General features: G+C 70.2%; 15 protein-coding genes and 1 pseudogene. 15 read left to right on the top strand and 1 reads right to left on the bottom strand.

Features of this window, described 5'->3' with window-relative positions:
* Positions 1 to 4 precede the first annotated feature (4 nt).
* Positions 5 to 2,386 (bottom strand): ricin-type beta-trefoil lectin domain protein, encoded by a 2,382-nt coding sequence (locus ACTEI_RS29830; protein WP_122980685.1) that lies wholly within the window; start codon positions 2,384 to 2,386, stop codon positions 5 to 7.
* 530 nt (positions 2,387 to 2,916) lie between these two features.
* Here ACTEI_RS29830 and ACTEI_RS29825 point away from each other — a divergent pair.
* The 15 genes and pseudogenes from ACTEI_RS29825 to ACTEI_RS29760 all read left to right on the top strand — a co-directional run bounded on the left by ACTEI_RS29825 (position 2,917) and on the right by ACTEI_RS29760 (position 20,357).
* On the top strand, positions 2,917 to 4,092 hold the full coding sequence (locus ACTEI_RS29825; protein ID WP_122980684.1) for an ROK family transcriptional regulator: 1,176 nt from the start codon (positions 2,917 to 2,919) through the stop codon (positions 4,090 to 4,092).
* Positions 4,089 to 5,645 (top strand): sugar ABC transporter ATP-binding protein, encoded by a 1,557-nt coding sequence (locus tag ACTEI_RS29820; protein ID WP_122980683.1) that lies wholly within the window; start codon positions 4,089 to 4,091, stop codon positions 5,643 to 5,645. Before ACTEI_RS29825 ends, ACTEI_RS29820 begins: the two co-directional genes overlap by 4 nt.
* Complete coding sequence (locus ACTEI_RS29815; RefSeq protein ID WP_122980682.1) at positions 5,642 to 6,757, top strand: ABC transporter permease; 1,116 nt, start codon at positions 5,642 to 5,644, stop codon at positions 6,755 to 6,757. Before ACTEI_RS29820 ends, ACTEI_RS29815 begins: the two co-directional genes overlap by 4 nt.
* 102 nt (positions 6,758 to 6,859) lie before the next feature.
* A complete protein-coding gene (locus ACTEI_RS29810) occupies positions 6,860 to 7,912 on the top strand; it encodes a substrate-binding domain-containing protein (protein ID WP_122980681.1) in 1,053 nt (350 codons plus the stop codon).
* Positions 7,913 to 7,966: 54 nt separating this feature from the next.
* Complete coding sequence (locus tag ACTEI_RS29805) at positions 7,967 to 9,154, top strand: Gfo/Idh/MocA family protein (RefSeq protein WP_187645873.1); 1,188 nt, start codon at positions 7,967 to 7,969, stop codon at positions 9,152 to 9,154.
* 452 nt (positions 9,155 to 9,606) lie between these two features.
* Positions 9,607 to 10,755 carry an inositol-3-phosphate synthase gene (locus ACTEI_RS29800; RefSeq protein WP_122980679.1) on the top strand — a complete coding sequence of 383 codons (1,149 nt, stop codon included), beginning with the start codon at positions 9,607 to 9,609 and terminating at the stop codon, positions 10,753 to 10,755.
* Positions 10,752 to 11,126: pseudogene (locus ACTEI_RS38740) on the top strand (UbiA family prenyltransferase); the annotation flags it as partial. The gene ACTEI_RS29800 and the pseudogene ACTEI_RS38740, both read left to right, overlap by 4 nt.
* 137 nt (positions 11,127 to 11,263) lie before the next feature.
* Positions 11,264 to 11,629, top strand: a complete 366-nt coding sequence (locus ACTEI_RS38735) for a hypothetical protein (protein ID WP_239082093.1) — start codon at positions 11,264 to 11,266, stop codon at positions 11,627 to 11,629.
* A complete protein-coding gene (locus ACTEI_RS29790) occupies positions 11,626 to 12,465 on the top strand; it encodes a sugar phosphate isomerase/epimerase family protein (RefSeq protein ID WP_239082084.1) in 840 nt (279 codons plus the stop codon). The genes ACTEI_RS38735 and ACTEI_RS29790 overlap by 4 nt, the downstream gene beginning before the upstream one ends.
* Positions 12,466 to 12,520: 55 nt before the next feature.
* On the top strand, positions 12,521 to 13,159 hold the full coding sequence (locus ACTEI_RS29785; RefSeq protein ID WP_122980678.1) for an EboA domain-containing protein: 639 nt from the start codon (positions 12,521 to 12,523) through the stop codon (positions 13,157 to 13,159).
* Positions 13,129 to 13,980: a TatD family hydrolase gene (locus tag ACTEI_RS29780; protein WP_122980677.1), complete on the top strand. Its 852-nt coding sequence runs from the start codon at positions 13,129 to 13,131 to the stop codon at positions 13,978 to 13,980. The genes ACTEI_RS29785 and ACTEI_RS29780 overlap by 31 nt, the downstream gene beginning before the upstream one ends.
* Positions 13,980 to 15,143 (top strand): metabolite traffic protein EboE, encoded by a 1,164-nt coding sequence (eboE, locus tag ACTEI_RS29775; protein WP_122980676.1) that lies wholly within the window; start codon positions 13,980 to 13,982, stop codon positions 15,141 to 15,143. Before ACTEI_RS29780 ends, eboE begins: the two co-directional genes overlap by 1 nt.
* Positions 15,140 to 16,525: an alkaline phosphatase family protein gene (locus ACTEI_RS29770; protein ID WP_122980675.1), complete on the top strand. Its 1,386-nt coding sequence runs from the start codon at positions 15,140 to 15,142 to the stop codon at positions 16,523 to 16,525. The genes eboE and ACTEI_RS29770 overlap by 4 nt, the downstream gene beginning before the upstream one ends.
* A gap of 240 nt (positions 16,526 to 16,765) precedes the next feature.
* Entirely contained in the window at positions 16,766 to 17,311 is a 546-nt protein-coding gene (locus ACTEI_RS29765) for a polyprenyl synthetase family protein (RefSeq protein WP_239082083.1), read from the top strand.
* A 217-nt stretch (positions 17,312 to 17,528) separates the two neighbouring features.
* The gene (locus ACTEI_RS29760) at positions 17,529 to 20,357 is read left to right on the top strand and encodes a PQQ-dependent sugar dehydrogenase (protein ID WP_122980674.1); all 2,829 of its coding nucleotides are present in this window, start codon (positions 17,529 to 17,531) and stop codon (positions 20,355 to 20,357) included.
* The last annotated feature ends 66 nt before the right edge of the window (positions 20,358 to 20,423 follow it).

The raw sequence follows: 20,423 nt of genomic DNA, 5'->3' as shown, positions 1-20,423 counted from the left end.
GACACTAGTTCGTGCCGGTGATCACCCAGTGCTGGTTGTCGCCGCCGACGTATTCCCAGAGGTGGATCGGGGTGCCGTCGGCCGAGCTCACTCCGGCCGCGTCGAGCACCTTGCCGGACTGCGGATTCACTATCGAGCCGTTGGACCGGGGCTGCCAGACCTGCGCCGCGCTGCCGTTGCAGGTCCACAGCTGGACCGTGGTCCCGTTCGTGGTGCCGCCGTTGGAGACGTCCAGGCACTTGCCCAGCGCCTGAAACGTGCTTCCCACCCGGGCCCATCTCTGGGCGCCGGTGCCGTTGCAGGTCCACAGCTGGATCTTGGTGCCGTCCGTGGTTCCGGAGTTGTCAACGTCCAGGCATTTCCCGCCGATGCCGGTGATCGTGCCGGCACCACCCGGCACGGCGTTCAGCGTGTACCAGGCTTCGGTGCTCCACAGCGTTTCACCCGTGGTCGAGGAGAACGGACGCGGTGAGCGCAGGTGGACGACATGACCAAGCTCGAGGCCGCTGATAGCGAGAGTGACCTTCTTGCGGTCGGCCGACAGGCTCGCCGATGTCACGGTCAACGTCTGCTCGTCGATCTTGGGACCGCCGTAGCCGGCGGTGGGCTGGTACCGCCATTGTCTGAGCGTGTACCGGGCCGCCAGCGCGTTGGCCGTCTCGGTCGACAGGGGCTGGGTGTACTCGATCTCGAATCCGCCCGGCTTCGCCCGCATCGCCAGCATGTCGAAGCTGTTCTTCCCGTTCGGGCTGAGTTTCTGCAGCCCGTACTTCAGCTTGCCGGTCTGGCCCCAGTTGCCGCCGGCACCGAGACCACCGGCGTAAATGGCCCCGTCCGGTCCCAGGCTGAGCTCGGCGACGCCGGCCTCCAGGCCCTGAGTGAGCCGGAACAGGGCGCCCTGGTACTCACCGTTGATCTTCTCGAGGTAGGCGCGCTGGATACCACCGTAGGTGACGTCGCCGATCAGCATCTGGCCGGCGAACACGCCTTCCTCGACCAGAACCGGCGTGCTGGGCGAATTGGCGATCTCGTTCTGCGGCATCCACAGGACCGGCGGCGTCACCGGCTTGGAGTCGAAGGGTCCGGCCGGAGTCATGTAGTGGTTGAAGAAACGATCCTGCTTGACGTGCAGCAGCTTCGACGACGGCAGCCAGCCTCCCTGGTTGTCGGTGACGAAGAGGCCGTGCTCCGGTCCCCACCCGATGCCGTGCGGTGTGCGCAGGCCGCCGGCGACGTACGAGACCGCGCCGGTGTCCTTGTTGACCCTGATGGTGGTGCCTCGGTTCGGGGCAGGCTGGGGATTGGTGGTGTTGCCGCCGTAGTTGATCGCCACCGACAGATTCAGGTAGAAGTTCGGCGCGTCGTAGAGCAGCCCGAACGCGAACTCGTGGAAGTTTCCGCCGTAGGGCCAGGTCGCGACCGTCTCCAGCTTGTCCGCGACGTCGTCACCGGTGGAGTCCACGAGGCGGGTCAGCCGAGCCTTCTCGGAGACGTAGATCGTGCCGTCAACGATCTTGAGTCCCATCGGCTCCTTGAGCCCGCCGGCGACCTTCTTCAGCGCGACGGTGCCGGTGCCGGTGTTGCCGGTCACCTTGTCGAGCAGATAGACCTCGCCGGCGGCCGAGGTTCCCGAATCGTCGGTGCCGCCCCAGGTCAGTACCGCCAGGCGCCCGTCCGGGAACCAGTCCATTCCGGTGACCTTCGGCTCGAAGCCGTTGGGGCGCAGGTTGGTGAGGGTGTAGTTGGGGTGGACCCCGGTCAGGGGGAGCCCGTCGCCGGGTGTGTCGCCGGACCCCTCGCACTCCTTGCGGCCTGGCGCGGTCACTCGTACCACGCCGGCCTCGGTGCTGAGCACGGAGCCGGGTACGACCTCGAACGCGCTGGCGCCTGGCCGTTTCCACTCGAGGGTCAGCTGCTGTCCGCCGTCCCGCTCGAAGTAGTCGATGCGCAGCGGATGTACGCCGGCGTCGAGCTGTGCAGTGCCGTCCTTGGACGTGACGCCGTGCAGGCCGTCGTGGTTGACGACCAGGCCGTCGTCGATGGTGAGACGGGACCCGTCGTCGCTGCTGAGGCGGAAGGTGTACGAGCCGTCGGCCGGGATCGTGATGTTGGTCAGAGCCTGCGCCATGAAGTAGTTCTCGATGCCGAAATCCGCCCCGGACCAGTTGATCATCGGCATCAGTTTGTCGATGTTGGGCGTCTGTGCGGGCTTCAACGTGCAGATCCTGTCCAGTGGCGTCTGGACGTCGAACACCCTGAGGGTCACCCCGGGCTCCTGCGGCGGTGGGTCGGCGTGCGCGGTGCCCGCCGTCAGGCCGGACGTGAGGACCACTGCGCCCAGGCTGATGACGGGCAGGCGCAACAAGCGTTGATGCAACTGGGCCATCAAGTTCTCCTATGGTTCGGCAGCTTTCGGGCACGCGGGGGCAGCGCCGCGATCGGCGTGCTCGGGAGGTGGCTTGGCGTGCCCGCGACACAGACCGTGTTTCGCCGGAAACGGTAGGGAACTTCGATTACGACGTCTACAAGTTCATCTATATGTTGCTCAACTTTTTCCATGTCAGCTAAAAGTTAGGTCGCTTCAGGACTTTGTGTCGGCCTGTCCTTGACATCGATGGCCGTGATGTACAGCGTTGAGGGTTTTGGCGGGCGGACGTCTGGCGGTCTCGATGGGTCGTCGCGTCCGCCCGCTGTCGTGTTGCGGACGACTTCGGCGGTCAAGGGGCGACTTCTTGTCGGTGTGAGCTCAGCCTTTTGCATTTCTAGGCAAAAGTTTCATGCGGATCTTGTAGAAGATATAGACACGGCCTTCGATGACTTCTACTGTGTGTCGCAAGTAACACATCGACGACCTCGATGTCACCACCAGTGAGACACCACGCCGGCGGCGTGCGGATCCGGAGGTTGCGCGTGCGCATGACGGTCGAACCCCCCTACCTGCGGCTGCTCCAGCTGCTGCGCGACGAGGGGCCGCTCTCCCGGGCCGAGCTGGCCGACCGCCTGGAAGTGACTCGGCCGCGGCTGCTCACCGAAGTCGAACGCCTGGTCGCGGCGGAGTATCTGGCCGAGGCCGGTATGGCCGCCTCCCGCGGCGGGCGACGCTCCACCCTGGTCGAGCTGCATCCGCGGCTGCATTTCGCCGCGGTGGACCTGGGGGCCAGCTCGATCGACGTCGAGGTCACCAACGGCCGCCTCGAGCCGGTCGCGGCCTACACCGAGGCGGCCGACATCCGATCGGGGCCCAAGGCGATCCTGCACCGCGTCAGCGAGCTGTTGGCCAAGGCCCGGGCGGACGGCGCCTATGAACGACTCGATGCCATCGGCGTCGGCGTGCCCGGACCGGTCAGCTTCCGCGACGGCGTTCCCGTCTCTCCGCCGATCATGCCGGGCTGGGATCGCTTCCCGGTGCGTGAGTTGATGACTCGCGAGCACGGCTGCCCCACCGTGGTGGACAACGACGTCAACATCATGGCGATCGGCGAGCGGCACGGGGGAGTGGCGCACAGCGTCGACGACTTCCTGTTCGTCAAGATCGGCACCGGAATAGGGTGCGGCATCCACCTGTCCGGTGACGTCTACCGGGGCACCGACGGCTGTGCCGGCGACATCGGCCACATCCAGGTCGATCAGCAGGGTCCCATGTGCTCGTGCGGCAACGTCGGCTGCCTGGAGGCGGTGTTCAGCGGCGCCGCGCTGGCCCGTGACGCCATGACCGCCGCGCGTTCCGGCGCCTCTCCCGCGCTCGCCGAGCGGCTCGCCGCCGGCAACCCGCTCACCGCCCGCGACGTCGCCGACGGCGCGGCCGAGGGAGACGTGGCGTGCATCAAGCTCATCCGAGACGGCGGGCATCGGATCGGGTCCGTGCTCGCCGCACTGGTCAGTTTCACCAACCCGTCGATGATCGTCATAGGAGGAGGACTCGCTCAGTTGGGCCACATCCTGCTGGCGGAGATCCGCAGCGCGGTCTACCGGCGCTCATTACCACTGGCCACCGGCAATCTCCCGGTCGTCCTGTCCGAGCTCGGTGCTCGCGCGGGTGTCACCGGCGCCGCCGTGCTGGCCAGCCACGCCGCGTTCGAGCAGGCGTCGTGAACGCCCCCGACGCCGCCACATCCGGCGCGAACGGGCAGGACGTCGTCCTACGGCTGACGGACGTAGTCAAGACCTTCCCCGGCGTCCGTGCACTCGACAGCGTGCAGTTGGAAGTCCGGGCCGGCGAGGTGCACTGTTTGCTCGGCCAGAACGGGGCCGGCAAGTCAACCCTGATCAAGGTGCTCTCCGGGGTACACCGCCCGGACTCGGGCACGGTCGAATGGCTCGGGCAGCCGGTCACGTTCGCCAACCCGCAGGCCGCGATGAACGCCGGCATCGCCACCATCTACCAGGAACTCGACCTGGTGGAGGACCTCTCCGTCGCCGAGAACGTCTTCCTCGGGCACGAACCGCGCCGGGCCGGATTCGTCCGGCGCCGGAGCATGACCGCCCGTACCAGCGACATCCTCGGCAGACTGGGGCACGGCGAGATCCGCCCCCGCCGCATGGTGCACGCGTTGCAGGCCGCCGGCAAGCAGATCGTCAGCATGGCCCGGGCGCTCTCGCACGACGCGCGCCTGCTCGTCATGGACGAGCCCAGTGCGGTCCTGGCCCACGACGAGGTCGACAACCTCTTCCGCATCATCCGGGAGCTGACCGCCCAAGGCATCGCCGTGGTGTACATCTCGCACCGGCTCGAGGAGATCCGGGCCATCGGCGACCGGGTGACCGTCCTCAAGGACGGCCGGACGACGGCGGCCAACCTTCCGGCCGCCGACACCCCGACCAGCGAACTGGTGAGCCGGATGACCGGGCGCACCATCGAGTACGTCTTCCCGCCGCGGGCCGTCGCCACGCCGGAGCGCGACATGTTGCTGCGGGTGAAGGGCCTCGGCCGCGCCGGTGAGTTCACCGATGTCTCGCTGACCGTGGGCGCGGGGGAGATCGTGGGGATCGCCGGACTCGTCGGGTCCGGCCGTTCCGAACTGCTGGAGACGATCTACGGGGCCCGGCGGGCCGACGCGGGGACCGTGGAACTGGCCGGCCGGCAACTGGCTGCGGGAAACGTCCGGGCGGCGGTACGCGCCGGGATGGGAATGGCGCCCGAGGAACGCAAGAGCCAGGCGCTGCTGCTGCGTGAGCCCATCTACCGCAACATGACCCTGGCCACCTTCTCGCAGCTCGCGCGGGCCGGGTTCACCAACGCCAAGCGTGAACGTGACGAGTCCGACCGTGTGGCGCGGTCACTGGACCTGCGCCCGCGTGACGTCGGCCGTCCTGCGGGCACGCTGTCCGGCGGCAACCAGCAGAAGGTGGTCGTCGGCCGGTGGCTGCTCGGGGACACCCGGGTGCTGCTGCTGGACGAGCCGACCCGGGGTGTCGATGTGGGCGCGCGCGCGGAGCTCTACCGGGTGATCCGCCGCCTGGCCGACGACGGCGTCGGCGTGCTGCTGGTCTCCAGCGAGGTACCGGAGGTCCTCGGCCTGGCAGACCGCGTGCTGGTGATGCGGGAGGGCCGCGTGATCCGCGCGGCGCCCGCCACCGACCTGGATGAAGACACGGTGCTCGGCCTCGTCATGGCGGGGTCGCTCATGGAAGGTACGCCGGTATGACCATCAGCGATGGCACGGGAACCGCCGCGCCGGGACCTCCGGCGCAGTCGCCCCCGGTGGACCGGGCGGGTGCCGCGGCCGCGGCACCGGGCGGTGCCAGCAGCCGCAGGGGGTGGCTGGGCGGTGACGGCGGCGAGTCGGCCAAGCGCAACCTCGTCCTCGTCGCGGTGCTGATAGCGCTGGTCGCGATCGGCGCCATCACCCAAGCCGAGCTCTACAGCGACTCGACGTGGGTGTGGAACAACTTCCTGTCGATCCTCCAGCTCGCCTCGGTGATCGGCGTCGTCACGGTCGGGATGACCTTCGTCATCATCGGCGGTGGCATCGACCTGTCGGTCGGGGCGATCGTGGCCCTGGCCGGAGTGTGGGCCACGACGGTGGCCACGCAGAGTTACGGCGCCGCCGGCATGATCTTCACCGCGATCGTCGTCGCGGTGGTGGTCGGTCTCATCAACGGCCTGCTGATCTCGTACGGCAGGCTGGTGCCCTTCATCGCCACCCTCGCGATGCTGGTGGCCGCGCGGGGCCTGGCCGCCCAGATCTCCAACAAGCAGACCCAGGTGTCCACGAACGCCGTCATCAACGACATCGCAAGCAGCAAGGTACTGGGCATCCCGCTGCTGGTCTACATCCTGGCGGCGGTCGTCACGGCCGGCTGGGTGCTGCTCAACCGCACGACGTTCGGCCGGCGCACGGTGGCGGTCGGCGGCAATGTCGAGGCGGCGCGGCTCGCCGGCATCAACGTCAAGCGGCACACCGTACTGCTGTACGCGCTGTCGGGGCTGTGCTGTGGCATTGCCGCGATCATGCTGACCTCCCAGGGGACCTCGGCCCAGGCCGCCATGGCCAACCTGTACGAACTGGACGCGATCGCCGCCGCGATCATCGGCGGAACGCTGCTGAGTGGAGGTCGCGGAACGATCGTCGGATCACTGCTCGGCGTGATCATCTTCGCCACGATCACCAACCTGTTCGCCATCAACGGCCTGTCCACCGAGGCGCAGAACATGGTCAAGGGCGGCATCATCATCGCCGCGGTCCTGGTGCAGCAGTTCCGCTTCAAGGCGATCACCCGGTTCCTCGCCCGCAACAAGCTGACCCGCACCACCTGAGCACCGCGCGAACTTCCTGGTGACCGTCCGGCCGGACGGTCGCCGGGTCCCGCACACCCCGCATCTGTCCTTTTCGCACACCGATTTGATTCAGGAGAAGTCATGTCACAGCACAGTCGCGACCTGTCGCGGCGCCGACTGTTGCTCGGCGGCGCGGCTCTGGGCGCCGGTACGTTCCTCACCGCATGCACCAGCAACGAAGCCCAGCCCACTCAGGCGCAGACCAAGGACGTCGCGGCCGGCGGTAACGCCGCACCGGGCGAGAAGGTGGTCATCGGCTTCTCCGCTCCGGCGGCCGACCACGGCTGGATCGCGGCGATCACCAACAACGCCAAGGCGCAGGCCGCAACGTACACCGATGTGGAATTCAAGTCCGTCGAGGCCGGAGCTGACGCCGCGGCCCAGCGTGCGGCCCTGTCCACGCTGATCGCGCAGAAGCCCCAGGTGATCGTCCTGCTGCCGCACGACGGCAAGGAGCTCAACGCTTTCGGCCTCGAAGCGATGGCGGCCGGCATACCCGTGGTCAACCTCGACCGGGCGTTCCCCGATGCCCGTGCCTACCGCACCCAGATCAAGGGCGACAACTACGGCATGGGCGTGGCCGCGGCGGCCTACATCATCGCCCAGATGAAGGCCAGGGGCGTCAGCAGCCCGGTCATCGGCGAGATCCCCGGCATCGACTCGCTGGAGCTGACCCAGGAGCGGTCGAAGGGCTTCGCGGACACCCTGAACGCGGCGGGTTTCAAGGTGCAGCGCCGGGTGCCCGCGGAGTTCACGGCCGACACCGGGCAGCGGGCGGCGAGCCAGCTGCTGCAAGCACTGCCCAAGCTGGACGCGCTCTGGAATCACGACGACGACCAGGGTATCGGCGTGCTTGCGGCGGCCAACCAGGCCGGCCGCAAGGAGTTCATCATGGTCGGCGGCGCGGGCTCGAAGAAGGCCATGGGGGACATCCAGACCGACAACACGCCGCTCAAGGCGACGGTCACCTACAGCCCGTCGATGGCGTCCTCGGCCATCTCGCTGGCCCGACTGATCGGCCAGAACAAGGGCATGGCGGACCTCGTGGAGCTTCAGGTGCCGAAGGAACTTGTCCTCGCCTCCGAAACCATCACCAAAGAGAACGCGAGCAAGTACCTCAAGTTCGGGTTCTGATCGCACGGGGGGAGACCCATCTTGTCCACGCACACCACGGATCTGCGGGTCGGCATGATCGGCTACGCGTTCATGGGAACCGCGCACTCACAGGCGTGGCGCACCGTGAACCGTGTCTTCGACCTGCCGATGCAGGCCCGGATGGCTGTCGTCTGCGGCCGGGGCGAGGCGAAGGTCGCCGAGGCGGCGGCCCAGCTCGGCTGGCAGGAGCACACGAGTGACTGGCGAGCGCTCGTCGCCCGTGACGACGTCGACCTCATCGACATCTGCACGCCCGGTGACAGCCACGCCGAGATCGCGATCGCAGCCCTGGACGCTGGCAAGCACGTACTGTGCGAGAAACCGTTGGCCAACACGCTCGACGAGGCCCAGGCCATGGCCGCCGCGGCGGCCCGGGCCGCCGCGCTCGGCGTGCGGTCGATGTGTGGCTTCAACTACCGACGGGTGCCCGCCGTCAGCCTGATGCGCCGCATGATCGCCGAGGGGCGGCTCGGCGAGATCCGGCACGTTCGCGCGGTGTACCTCCAGGACTGGATCACCGATCCGGAGTTCCCGCTGGTCTGGCGGCTGCAGAAGGACAAGGCGGGCTCCGGCGCCCTGGGTGACATCGGTGCGCACATCATCGACCTCACCCAGTACGTCGTCGGTCAGCGCATCGCCGGAGTCAGCGCGCTGACCGAGACGTTCGTCAAGCACCGGCCGCTGCCGGGAGCGTCGAGCGGCCTGAGCGCCGCGGCGAGCGATGGCTCCGGGGGCGGACCGGCAGGCCGGGGCGAGGTCACCGTCGATGACGCCGCGCTGTTCCTGGCCCGGCTGGACGGCGGGGCGATCGCCACCTACGAGGCGACCCGATTCGCCACCGGCCGTAAGAACGGGCTGCGAGTGGAGATCAACGGTTCGCGGGGGTCCCTCGTCTTCGACTTCGAGCGCATGAACGAGCTCGAGTTCTACGACGCCACCCTCCCCGCCGCGGAGCAGGGCTTCACCCGCATCCTCGTCACCGAACCCACCCATCCGTACATGTCCGGATGGTGGCCTCCCGGCCACCTCATCGGCTACGAGCACTCCTTCACCCACCAGGCACGCGACCTGATCGAGGCGATCGCCACCGGGGCGGACGTGGCGCCTTCGTTCGCCGACGCCCTGCAGGTGCAGCTCGTCCTCGATGCCGTCGTACGCTCCGCGCAGCTGGGCTCGACATGGTTGGAGGTGAAGTCGGCCCCGACCGAGGCCATCGCCTGACCGGCCCCTCGCGGCCGGCAAGCCGCCGCGTTCGTGCCGGCGGCGACGACAATCAGCGATTCCCTTCATCCTTCTCGGCCGTCGTTCCACGAGGGTCCGGACCCGGTTGCGCCCCGGCCGTCCGGACGGTCGGCGGCCGGGTGGTTCACCCGCGATGCGGCTCGGACGGGATTCCCGGTCCGCACCGGGCGACCACCGGGACGGCTCGGTACGCCGTTGCCGGCCAACCCTGTTCTCCACCATCACCGACCGGCCCAGCCGAGACGGCCGGGCTCGGTGTCGACGGCGGGCCGGCCGGGCCGCCACCCGGCTCGGCCTGCCAGCCCTGCCCGTACGCCGCCGCACTCGTGGCGGTGCTGATACCGCCGACTTCCGTGCCGCGACAGGTGACCGGGCGGCGTGCGGGCGGGGCCCCTCTCCACCATCGCCGCAGCTGCGCTTTCGGAGGATCCATGACTGTGGGTGTCTGGTTGGTCGGCGGGCGCGGTAGCGTCGCGGTGACCAGCATTGTCGGAGCTTCAGCCCTGCGTGCCGGCCTGGTGCCCGGTACCGGGTGCGTCACCGAACTCCCTGAATTCCGGGCCGCCGGCCTCGCCGGCTTCGGCGATCTGGTCTTCGGGGGCCATGACCGGGTGTCCACGCCGTTGACCAAGCGTGCCGGGGAGCTGGCCGCCTCAGGTGTGCTGCCCGCCGCCCTGGTGCGCGCGGTGCACGACGACCTCGTCCGGGCCGACGCCGACATCCGGCTGGCCCCGGCGGGCGAGAGCCAGGCGGAGACCGCCGCCACGCTGCAGGCGGACCTGCGCGACTTCCGGGATCGGTACGGCCTGGACCGGGTGGTCGTGGTCAACGTCTCCTCCACCGAGCCCCTTGCGGCCGCTCATCCGGCCCATGCCACGGCAGCGGACCTGAACGTGGCGTTGCGCCGCGGCGAGGCGGTGCTTCCACCGAGCGCGCTCTACGCCTATGCCGCCTTCTCCGCCGGATGCTCGTATGTCGACTTCACCCCCTCGACCGGGGCGCGCCTGCCCGCACTGGCCGAAATCGCCCGGCGACGCGGGCTGCCCTACGCCGGGAACGACGGCAAGACCGGCGAGACGCTGCTGAAGTCGGTGCTCGCGCCGATGTTCGCCCGCCGTCACCTGCACGTGCGCAGTTGGTCCGGCGTCAACCTGCTCGGCGGAGGCGACGGGGCCACCCTGGCCGACCCGGGCGCCAACGCGGCCAAGAGCGCCAGCAAGCAGCGCGTCCTCAAGGAGACGCTCGGCTATCAGCCGCAGGGTGCGGTGCGAATCGAGTACGTCGAGGACATCGGTGACTTCAAGACGGCCTGGGACCTGGTCACCTTCTCCGGCTTCCTGGGCACCGGCATGCGCCTGGAATTCACCTGGCACGGCTGTGACTCGGCGCTGGCCGCGCCCTTGGTGCTGGACCTGGCCCGGCTCACCGGCGCGGCGCACGCCGCCGGGCGTGTCGGCCCGCTGCACGAACTTGCCTTCTTCTTCAAGGATCCGCTCGGCGACGTGGCGCATGGTTTCGCCGAGCAGTGGCAGGCGCTGACCGCGTTCGCCGCCGGGCTCGGGGCGGAGTCGCCGGCATGACCGGCTGGCGGGATCTCATCGAACTCACCCGCGCCCCGGCCGCCCTCTCCGTGCCCGGTGACGCGGTCGCCGGTGCCGCCGCGGCGGGCACCCTGCGGCCACGCACCCTGGCACTGGCCGGCGCCTCGGTCTGCCTTTACTGGGCGGGAATGGCGGCCAACGACTGGGCCGACCGCCACCTCGACGCGGTCGAGCGCCCCGACCGGCCGATCCCGTCCGGTCGGGTGCCCGCGACCACAGCGGTGGGACTGGCGGTCGGCCTGACCGCCGCCGGGATGGCGGTGGCCGGACTGGCCGGCGGGCGCCGGCGGCTTCCGGTGGCGCTCGCTCTGGCCGGCGCCATCTGGGCGTACGACCTGGGAGCGAAGAACACGATGGCCGGACCGGCCGTGATGGCCGCCTGCCGAGGCCTCGACGTGCTGCTCGGCGCGGACGGCCAGTGGCGGGCCCGGCCACGCGCGGTCCTGGCCACCACGTTGACGGTTGCCGCGCACACCACACGGTCACGATGCTCTCGCGTGCCGAGGTCCACGGCGCGAAAGCATCACTGCCGGTGCGTACGCTCGCCGCGACGGCCGCGGTTGCCGGGCTGGCCGGGTCCACCCGGCCCGGGCCCGGCACCCGGCTGCGGCGCACGCTCGTACCGGCCGCGCTGGCCGGCTGGTACGCGGCCCGCTACGGGGCGGTCCAAGCCGCCGTGATCGGTGACCCCAGCGCGGCGCGCGTCCGGGCCGCGGTCGGGGCCGGCATCACCACCTTGCCGGTCTTGCAGGGTGCATTGACGGCGCGCCAGGGTGCGGTGGCTGCCGGTGCGGCCACCGCCTGCGTCGCGGAGCTCGCCGCGCGGCTGGCCAGGGCGGTGAGCCCGACGTGACCGGTCTGCGCTTCGGGTACGGCACCAACGGCTTCGCCAACCATCGGCTCACCGACACCCTGACCATTCTCGCCGACCTCGGCTACCACGGCGTGGCGCTCACCCTGGACCACGGTCACCTCGATCCCTTCGCGCCCGGACTGGCCCGCCGGGTCGACGCGGTCGCCGCCGATCTGGCCCGCCTCGGGTTGTCGCTGGTCATCGAAACCGGTGCCCGGTACCTTCTCGACCCCTGGGAGAAGCACGCACCCACCTTGTTGCACGACGAGCGGGAGCTGCGGATCGACTTCCTGCGCCGGGCGGTGGCCGTGGGCGCCGACCTCGGCGCCGAGGCGGTGTCGTTCTGGGCCGGGGTGCGGCCGCCCGGCGTGGACGAGCGCACGGCTTGGCAACGGCTGGTCGGCGGCTGCGCCGACGTCGTGGCCGCCGCCGAGGAGCACGCGGTGGTGCTCGGCTTCGAGCCCGAACCCGGGATGCTGGTCGAGGACATCGCCGGCTGGCGGCGACTCCACGACGCGCTCGGATCGCCCGCCCGCTTCGGGATCACGCTCGACATCGGCCACTGCCGGTGCCGGGAACCGGAGCCGGTGCCGGACTGTGTCGCCGCGGTGGCCGACCACCTGGTCAACGTGCAGATCGACGACATGCGCCGCGGCGTGCACGAACACCTGCCCTTCGGCACCGGCGAGATCGATTTCCCGCCGGTGCTGGCCGCGCTGCACGCGGCAGGCTACCGGGGTCTGGTCGCGGTCGAGCTGCCCCGGCATTCCCACGCCGCCCCCGCGGTGGCCGCCCGATCCATCCAGTTCCTCAAGGCCGCAGCCCGGAGGGGGTGACCGGCACCCGGCTGCCCGGCCGGCACACGCCTGATGCCCGACAGAGGGAGACGTCATGGACCCCGACACACTGCGTACGGCACTGCACGACTGTTGCGGCGGCGCCTGGCTCGCCGCGGGGGTGGCGCGAGTCAGCGCCGACCCGCCGAGCATCACCCGGTTGTTCCCGGCCGCCGGCCGCCGGTGCGGCCGCTCCCGGTTGCCGGAGGCGTCGGACTGGACCGCCGACGAGGCGGCCCGTGCCCTGCTGCTGCTCGCCCTGCCGCGCACCGACCTGCCGCGATACCTCGACGAGCTGTACCGCTACGGCGACGCGGTCGAGAAGCACGCCGTTCTGCGGGCCCTGGCGCTGGTGCCGATCGGTGCCGAGGCCGTGCCGTTGCTGCACGACGCCATCCGCACGAACGACACCCGCCTGCTCAGCGCCGCCCTCGGCCCGTACGCCCGGCACCTGGACCAGCGCGCCTGGCGGCAAGCGGTCCTGAAGTGCGTCTTCCTGGGCGTTCCGCTGTCGCGGGTGCACGACCTGACGCGGCGGGCCGACCGCGAACTGGTGGCGATGATGGCCGGCCTGCGCGAGGAGCGCGAAGCCGCCGGACGCCACCTCCCTGCTGACGCCCTCGCGCTGGTGCGCCAGTTCACCCGACCGGTTCTGGAGGTTCGATGCGCATCTTCGACCCGCATATCCACATGACCTCACGCACCACCGACGACTACGAGCGGATGGCCGCGGCCGGAGTTCAGGCCGTGGTGGAGCCCGCGTTCTGGGTGGGCCAGCCACGCACCAACGCCGGCTCGTTCGCCGACTACTTCGATTCGCTGGTGGGCTGGGAACCGTTCCGGGCGGCTCAGTTCGGGATCCGGCACCACGCCACCATCGCCCTCAACCCCAAGGAGGCCAACGACCCACACTGCCGGGAGGCGCTTTCGCTGGTGCCCCGCTACCTGGACAAGGATTCGGTGGTGGCGGTCGGTGAGATCGGCTACGACGCGATGACGCCGGAGGAGGACGAGGTCTTCGCCGTTCAGCTGCGGCTGGCCGTCGAGTACGCCCTGCCCGCGCTGGTGCACACCCCCCACCGGGACAAGGCGCGGGGGGTGAGCCGCACCCTCGACGTGGTGCGGGAATCCGGCATCGAGCCCGGCCTGGTCGTCGTCGACCACCTCAACGAGGTGACGGTCGGCGCGGTGCACGACTCCGGTTGCTGGATGGGCTTCTCCATCTACCCCGACACGAAGATGTCGCCGTCGCGCATGGTGGAGATCCTGCGCGGCCACGGCCTGCACCGGATGCTGGTCAACTCCGCCGCCGACTGGGGTCGCTCCGACCCGCTGCTGACCCGCCGCACCGGTGAGGCCATGCTCGCCGCCGGGTTCACCGACGACGACGTCGACCAGGTCCTGTGGCGTAATCCGGTGGAGTTCTACGGGCAGTCCGGACGGCCGCACCTGACCGCGACGGCGCCCGGCCCGGCAAGCTTCCAGGGCAGCTCGATCCTGCGGGGTGGCAGCTGATGAGACTGCGACACGTCAGCGGCGGGACGGTGCATGTGAGTTACTGCACCAACGTGCATCCGGCCGAGGATCTGCCCGGCATCGTGCGGCAGCTGGACGCGTACGCGGTACCGGTGCGCCAACGCCTCGACGTCGGCGTGCTGGGCCTGGGCCTGTGGCTGGCGGCTCCGGTTGCCGCCGCTCTCGCCCGCGACGCCGGGTCGCGGCGGCGCCTGCGAGCCGAACTCGACGCCCGCGGGCTGGAGGTGGTGACCCTGAACGGCTTTCCCTACCGAGCGTTCCATGCCCCGGTGGTGAAGCACGCCGTCTACCATCCGGACTGGACGACCGCCGAGCGCCTGGACTACACCCTCGACCTCGCCCGGGTGCTGGTCGACCTGCTGCCCGGCGACGTACGTCGCGGATCCATCTCCACCCTGCCGCTGGCGTGGCGAAAGCCGTGGCGCCCGGACCAGCACGAGGCGGCGCTGGCGATGCTGGACCGGTTGGCCGGTGGCCTCGCCGAGATCGGCCGGGACAGCGGCCGTGAGGTGCGGGTCGGCTTCGAACCCGAGCCCGGCTGTGTGGTGGAGACCACCGCGCAGGCGGCGCGGCTGTTCTCGGCGGTCGACCGCGACCGGCTGGGTGTCTGCCTCGACCTGGCCCACCTGGCGTGCGCCTGGGAGGAGCCGGCCGCGGCCCTCGACCGCTTGGCGGCGGCCGGCCTGCCCGTGGTGAAGGTACAGGTCAGTGCGGCTCTGGAAGTCACCGACCCGGTGGCGGCCCGGCAGGTGATCGGGCCCTATGCGGAGCCCCGGTTCCTGCACCAGACCCGCTCGGCCGGGGGCGCGGGCACGGACGACCTGGACCTCGCCCTTGCCGAGGATCTGCCCGGACCGTGGCGGGTGCATTTCCACGTTCCGCTGCATGCGGCGCCGGCCGTGCCGCTGGCGAGCACCACCCCGGTGCTGGAGGCCGGGCTGCGGGAGCTCATGACCGCTGCCGAGCCCTGGTGCGACCACCTCGATGTCGAGACCTACACGTGGGACGTGCTGCCGCCCGACCGGCGACCCGGTACCGCCGCCGAGCTGGCCGACGGCATCGCCGGTGAGCTGGCGTACACCCGTGACCTGCTCGGTGACCTCGGCCTGAGGCCGGCCGGCCCGGTGGAGGCGAACCGATGAGCAAGCTTGTCGTCCTCGACGTGGTGGGGCTCACGCCGCGGCTGCTGGCACACATGCCCCGCCTGCGGGCGGTCGCCGACGGAGGATTCTCGGCCCGGCTCGATCCCGTGTTGCCGGCGGTCACCTGCTCGGTGCAGGCCACGTTCCTGACCGGCGAGCGGCCGGCCGGGCACGGGGTCGTCGGCAACGGATGGTACTTCCGGGATCTCGGGGAGGTTCTGCTGTGGCGCCAGCACAACGCCCTGGTCGGCGGGGAGAAGCTGTGGCACACCGCACGCCGGCGCCGGCCCGGGTTCACCGTGGCGAACATCTGCTGGTGGTACGCGATGGGTGCCGACGTGGACTGGACCGTCACGCCACGTCCGATCTATCGGGCGGATGGCCGCAAGGACCCGGACTGTTACACCGATCCACCCGAGCTGCACGACGAGCTGACCGCGAGGCTCGGCGCCTTCCCGCTGTTCAGCTACTGGGGGCCGGGCGCGGGCCTGGCGTCCTCGCACTGGATCTGCCGGGCCGCCGAGCAGGTGATGGCGGCGCACGACCCGGACCTGACGCTGGTCTACGTCCCGCATCTGGACTACGACCTGCAACGCTACGGCCCGGCGGATCCGCGGGCCGCGGCGGCCGCCGCCGCACTGGACGCCGTGCTCGGGCCGCTGCTGCGGGCGGCAGTCGCGCGCGGAGCGACGGTGGTGGCGCTGTCGGAGTACGGCATCACGCCCGTGCAACGCCCGGTGCACGTCAACCGTGCGCTGCGGGCCGGAGGCCTGTTGCGGGTGCACCGTCAGGACGGCATGGAGTACCTGGATCCGTGGACCTCGCGGGCGTTCGCGGTGGCCGACCACCAGGTGGCGCACGTCTACGTCCGGCAGCCGGCCGACCTGCCGTACGTGACCGAACTGCTCACCGGCCTGCCCGGGGTGGCCGACGTGCTGAATGCCGAGGGCAAGCGCCGGCAGGGGCTGGATCACGCGCGAGCCGGGGAGCTGGTGCTGGTGGCCGAGCCGGACGCCTGGTTCACCTATTACTACTGGCTCGACACCGCCCGGGCGCCCGACTTCGCGCGCCTGGTGGAGATTCACCGCAAGCCCGGATACGACCCCGCCGAACTGTTCTTCGATCCGGCCGCCCCGGGCGCGGCGAAGCGGCGCGCGGTGCTGGCGCTGGCGCGCAGGAAGCTCGGGATGCGGTATCTGATGAACGTGGTGGGGCTGGATGCGGGCGCACAGGCGGTGCGCGGCTCGCACGGGCGGCTGCCGGGCGACCCGGCCGACGCCCCGGTCCTGCTGTGTTCGGACGCGTCCGCCGCTCGCACCCGGCTCGCCGCCACCGACGTCAAGGGCGTGCTGCTGGAGTTGGCCGGTCTGGAGGGGGAGTGATGCCGAGCGTCCCCGACCCGCCGCCCGCACTGTGGCGCGGCCGTGTCTCGCCGGTGCGGGGCAGGCCATGACTCAGCTGGTCACGCGCGGATGCGACAACGCGAAGCTGCGGGCCCGCTTCGACGCCGAGCTGGCCGCGTTCCTGCATCGACAGGGACCCGGGTGGCCGGACGGCGCCCCCCGCGGGCTCTTGACCGCGCTGCACCGTTTCGTGCTCGCAGGCGCAAGCGGCTGCGCCCGATGTTCTGCTACTGGGGCCGGCGCAGTGCCGGCGGCGAGGAATGCGCCCCGATCGTCACCGCGGCCGCGGCGCTGGAGCTCTTCCACGCGTTCGCGCTCATCCACGACGACATCATGGACGGCAGTGAGCGGCGGCGCGGGGAGCCGTCGGTGCACCAGCTCTTCGCCGATCCGCACACCCGCTCCTCGTGGCGCGGCGACGCGGCGCGGTACGGGCGCAACACCGCCCTGCTCTGCGGCGACCTGTGTGCGGCCTGGGCGGACGAGATGTTCCAGGGGTGTGGGCTGACTCGCGAGCAGGTGTACCGCGGCTACGCCGTCTTCGCCGGTATGCGCACCGAGATCATCGCCGGTCAGTATCTCGACCTGGTGTCCAGCGTCGGCGACGGCTCGGCGGCCAGCGCCCTGACCGTGATCCGCATGAAGACGGCGCGGTACACGGTGACCCGCCCGTTGCAGATCGGCGCCGCGCCCGTGCCGGCGCAGGTGGCCGCTGCCTTGACGGCCTTGGCCGAGGAGGCGACGAACCGCCCGCACCGGCAGTAGTTTCGCCAGGAAAAGCGAAAGTCCATATTGGCTCTGCAAAAGTATAGACAGTGGTCAATCGACTCCTTAATGTTTCTGACACAACACCTTCGGTGTTACGTCGAAGTGGACCGGCGGCGCGGTTTCCCTTGGCGGTCTCTTCACTCCGGCTAGGCCATCGGGCGCGACGGCGCGCGCCTCGCTTAGCGTTTTGTCCCGCTCAGGAAGAGGTTGTCCCATGCAATCCCTCCGAGGTCGTTCGTCCCGGTTCCGCTGGTGCGCCGCTGCAGCGAGTTCCCTGCTCGTAGCAGCGGTGACCGTCGTAGGCTCGGCCACCGCGGTGCAGGCCCACCCCATCGACGCCACCGACTTTGCGCAGATCACCCTCGCCAAGGGAGAGCCGGAGGTCGGCGAGCCGCTGACGCTGGCGGTGCTGCCGGATCGCTCGGTCCTGCACACCGCGCGCAACGGCACCCTGAGGCGCACCGACAGCAACGGCAACACCGCCGTCGTCGGCACCCTGGCGGTCTACAGCCACGACGAGGAAGGGCTGCAGGGCGTCGGCGTCGACCCGTACTTCTCGACCAACCGGCACATCTACCTGTACTACGCCCCGCCGCTGAGCACCCCGGGCGGGGATGCGCCGAGCACCGGCACCGACTGGTCCGCCTGGCAGGGTGTCAACCGGCTCTCGCGCTTCACCCTCACCAGCGACTGGAAGCTCTCCGCCGAGACCAAGATCCTCGATGTCCCGGCCGACCGGGGCATCTGCTGCCACGTCGGCGGTGACATCGACTTCGACGCCGCGGGCAACCTCTATCTGTCCACCGGCGACGACAGCAACCCGTTCCAGTCGAACGGCTACTCCCCGCTCGACGAGCGCGCCAACCGCAACCCGGCCTTCGACGCCCAGCGCACCGCCGGCAACACCAACGACCTGCGGGGCAAGATCCTGCGGATCAAGGTGAACGCGGATGGCTCGTACTCGATCCCGGCGGGCAACCTGTTCCCGCAGGGCACCGCGAGGACCCGGCCGGAGATCTACGCGATGGGCTTCCGCAACCCGTTCCGGATGAGCGTGGACAAGGCCACCGGAGTGGTGTACGTCGGTGATTACGGGCCGGACGCCGGCTCCACCTCCAGCCGGGGCCCGAGCGGACAGGTCGAGTTCAACCGGGTCACCGGGCCCGGCAACTACGGCTGGCCGTACTGCACCGGCACCAACACCGCCACCGAGACGTACGCCGAGTGGGATTTCGACGCCGGTACGGCCGGCGCCAAGTACGACTGCACCGGTGGGCCGGCCAACAACTCGTTCCGCAACACCGGACGCAGTACCCTGCCCCCGGCGAAGGCCGCCTGGATCCGCTACGCCGGCGACGCCGGCAGCCCGCCGGAGTTCGGTGGCGGCTCCGAATCTCCGATGGCCGGGCCGGTCTACCGCTACAACGCCTCCTCGACGTCGACCACCAAGTTCCCGCAGTCGTTCGAGGGGCACTTCTTCGCCGGCGAGTTCGGGCGCGGCTGGATCAAACCGGTCCACGTCGGCAGCGACGGCTCGGTGGGGGAGATCGCCACCTTCCCGTGGAACGGCAAGCAGGTCATGGACATGGCCTTCGGCCCGGACGGCTCGCTCTACGTGCTTGACTACGGCACCGGCTACTTCAACGGCGACGAGAACTCGGCGCTGTACCGGTACGACTACGTCGGTAGCGGCAACAAGAGCCCGACCGCCAACGTCACGGCCGACAAGGTCTCCGGCCAGGCGCCACTGACCGTCACGTTCTCCTCGGCCGGCTCCAGCGACCCCGAGGGTTCGGCTCTGACCTACTCCTGGAACTTCGGCGACGGCACCACCTCCACGTCCGCCAACCCGGCCAAGACGTTCACCAGCAACGGCACCTACAACGTCACGCTCACCGTCACCGACGCCCAGGGCGCCACCGGCAGCGCCGGCGTGCAGATCGGCGTGGGCAACACCGCGCCCACGGTGACCATCTCCACCCCCGGCAACGGGCGGCTCTTCGACTTCGGTGACACGATCCCGTACACGGTGACCGTCACCGACCCGGAGGAGTCGGCCATCGACTGCTCCAAGGTCAAGATGACCTACGTGCTCGGTCACGACCAGCACGGCCACCAGATCTCCTCCACCACCGGCTGCTCCGGCTCGGTGACCATCCCGGTCGACGGTGAACACGACGCGGCCGCGAACATCTTCGCGGTGTTCGACGCCGAATACACCGACGCCGGCGGCCTGGCCACGCACACGCAGCACACCTTGCAGCCCAGGCACCGCCAGGCCGAGCACTACAAGAACGCCTCGGGCGTCACCGTCTACGGCAAGGTCGCGGCCGAGGGCGGTAAGACGGTCGGCGACATCAGCAACGGCGACTGGATCTCCTTCGAGCCGTACCAGCTGAGCAACGCGACGTCGTTCTCCGCCCGGGTCTCCTCCGGCGGGGCCGGCGGCACCCTGCAACTGCGCGCCGGCTCGGCCACCGGCCCGGTGCTCGGCTCCGCCACGGTGCCGGTCACCGGCAGCTGGGAGACCTTCACCACGGTCTCCGGTACGATCGCCAGCCCTCCGGCCGGCACCACCACCCTCCTTCTGACCTTCGCGGGCGGTAGCGGGGCACTCTTCGACGTCGACGCGTTCACCTTCACCACCGGCAGTGCCGCCCGCACCGGGCCGGTGGCCGGCTTCGCCGGCAAGTGCCTGGACGTCGACGCCGGCGGCAGTGCCGACGGCACGAGGATCCAGTTGTGGACGTGCAACGGCACGGGTGCGCAGACCTGGACCGTCGACGGTCAGGTGTGGCGCAACCCGCAGTCCAACAAGTGCCTGGACGTCGCCGGCGGGGCTACCGCGAACGGCACCAAGGCGCAGTTGTGGACGTGCAACGGCTCCGCCGCGCAGAACTGGGTGGCCCAGCCGGACAAGACGGTGAAGAACCCGCAGTCGAACAAGTGCCTGGACGTCTCCGAGGCCAAGTCCACCGACGGTCAGCAGATCTACCTCTGGGACTGCCACGCCGGCGCCAACCAGCTGTGGACCCTGCCCTGACGTGACCACCGGTCCCGGCGTGCGGCCGGGACCGGCCCATCCGCCGCATAACCGCTCAGCCGAGGG

Source organism: Actinoplanes teichomyceticus ATCC 31121 (genome assembly GCF_003711105.1).
Lineage (GTDB): Bacteria > Actinomycetota > Actinomycetes > Mycobacteriales > Micromonosporaceae > Actinoplanes > Actinoplanes teichomyceticus.
This window is presented reverse-complemented; position numbering and strand designations above follow the sequence as displayed.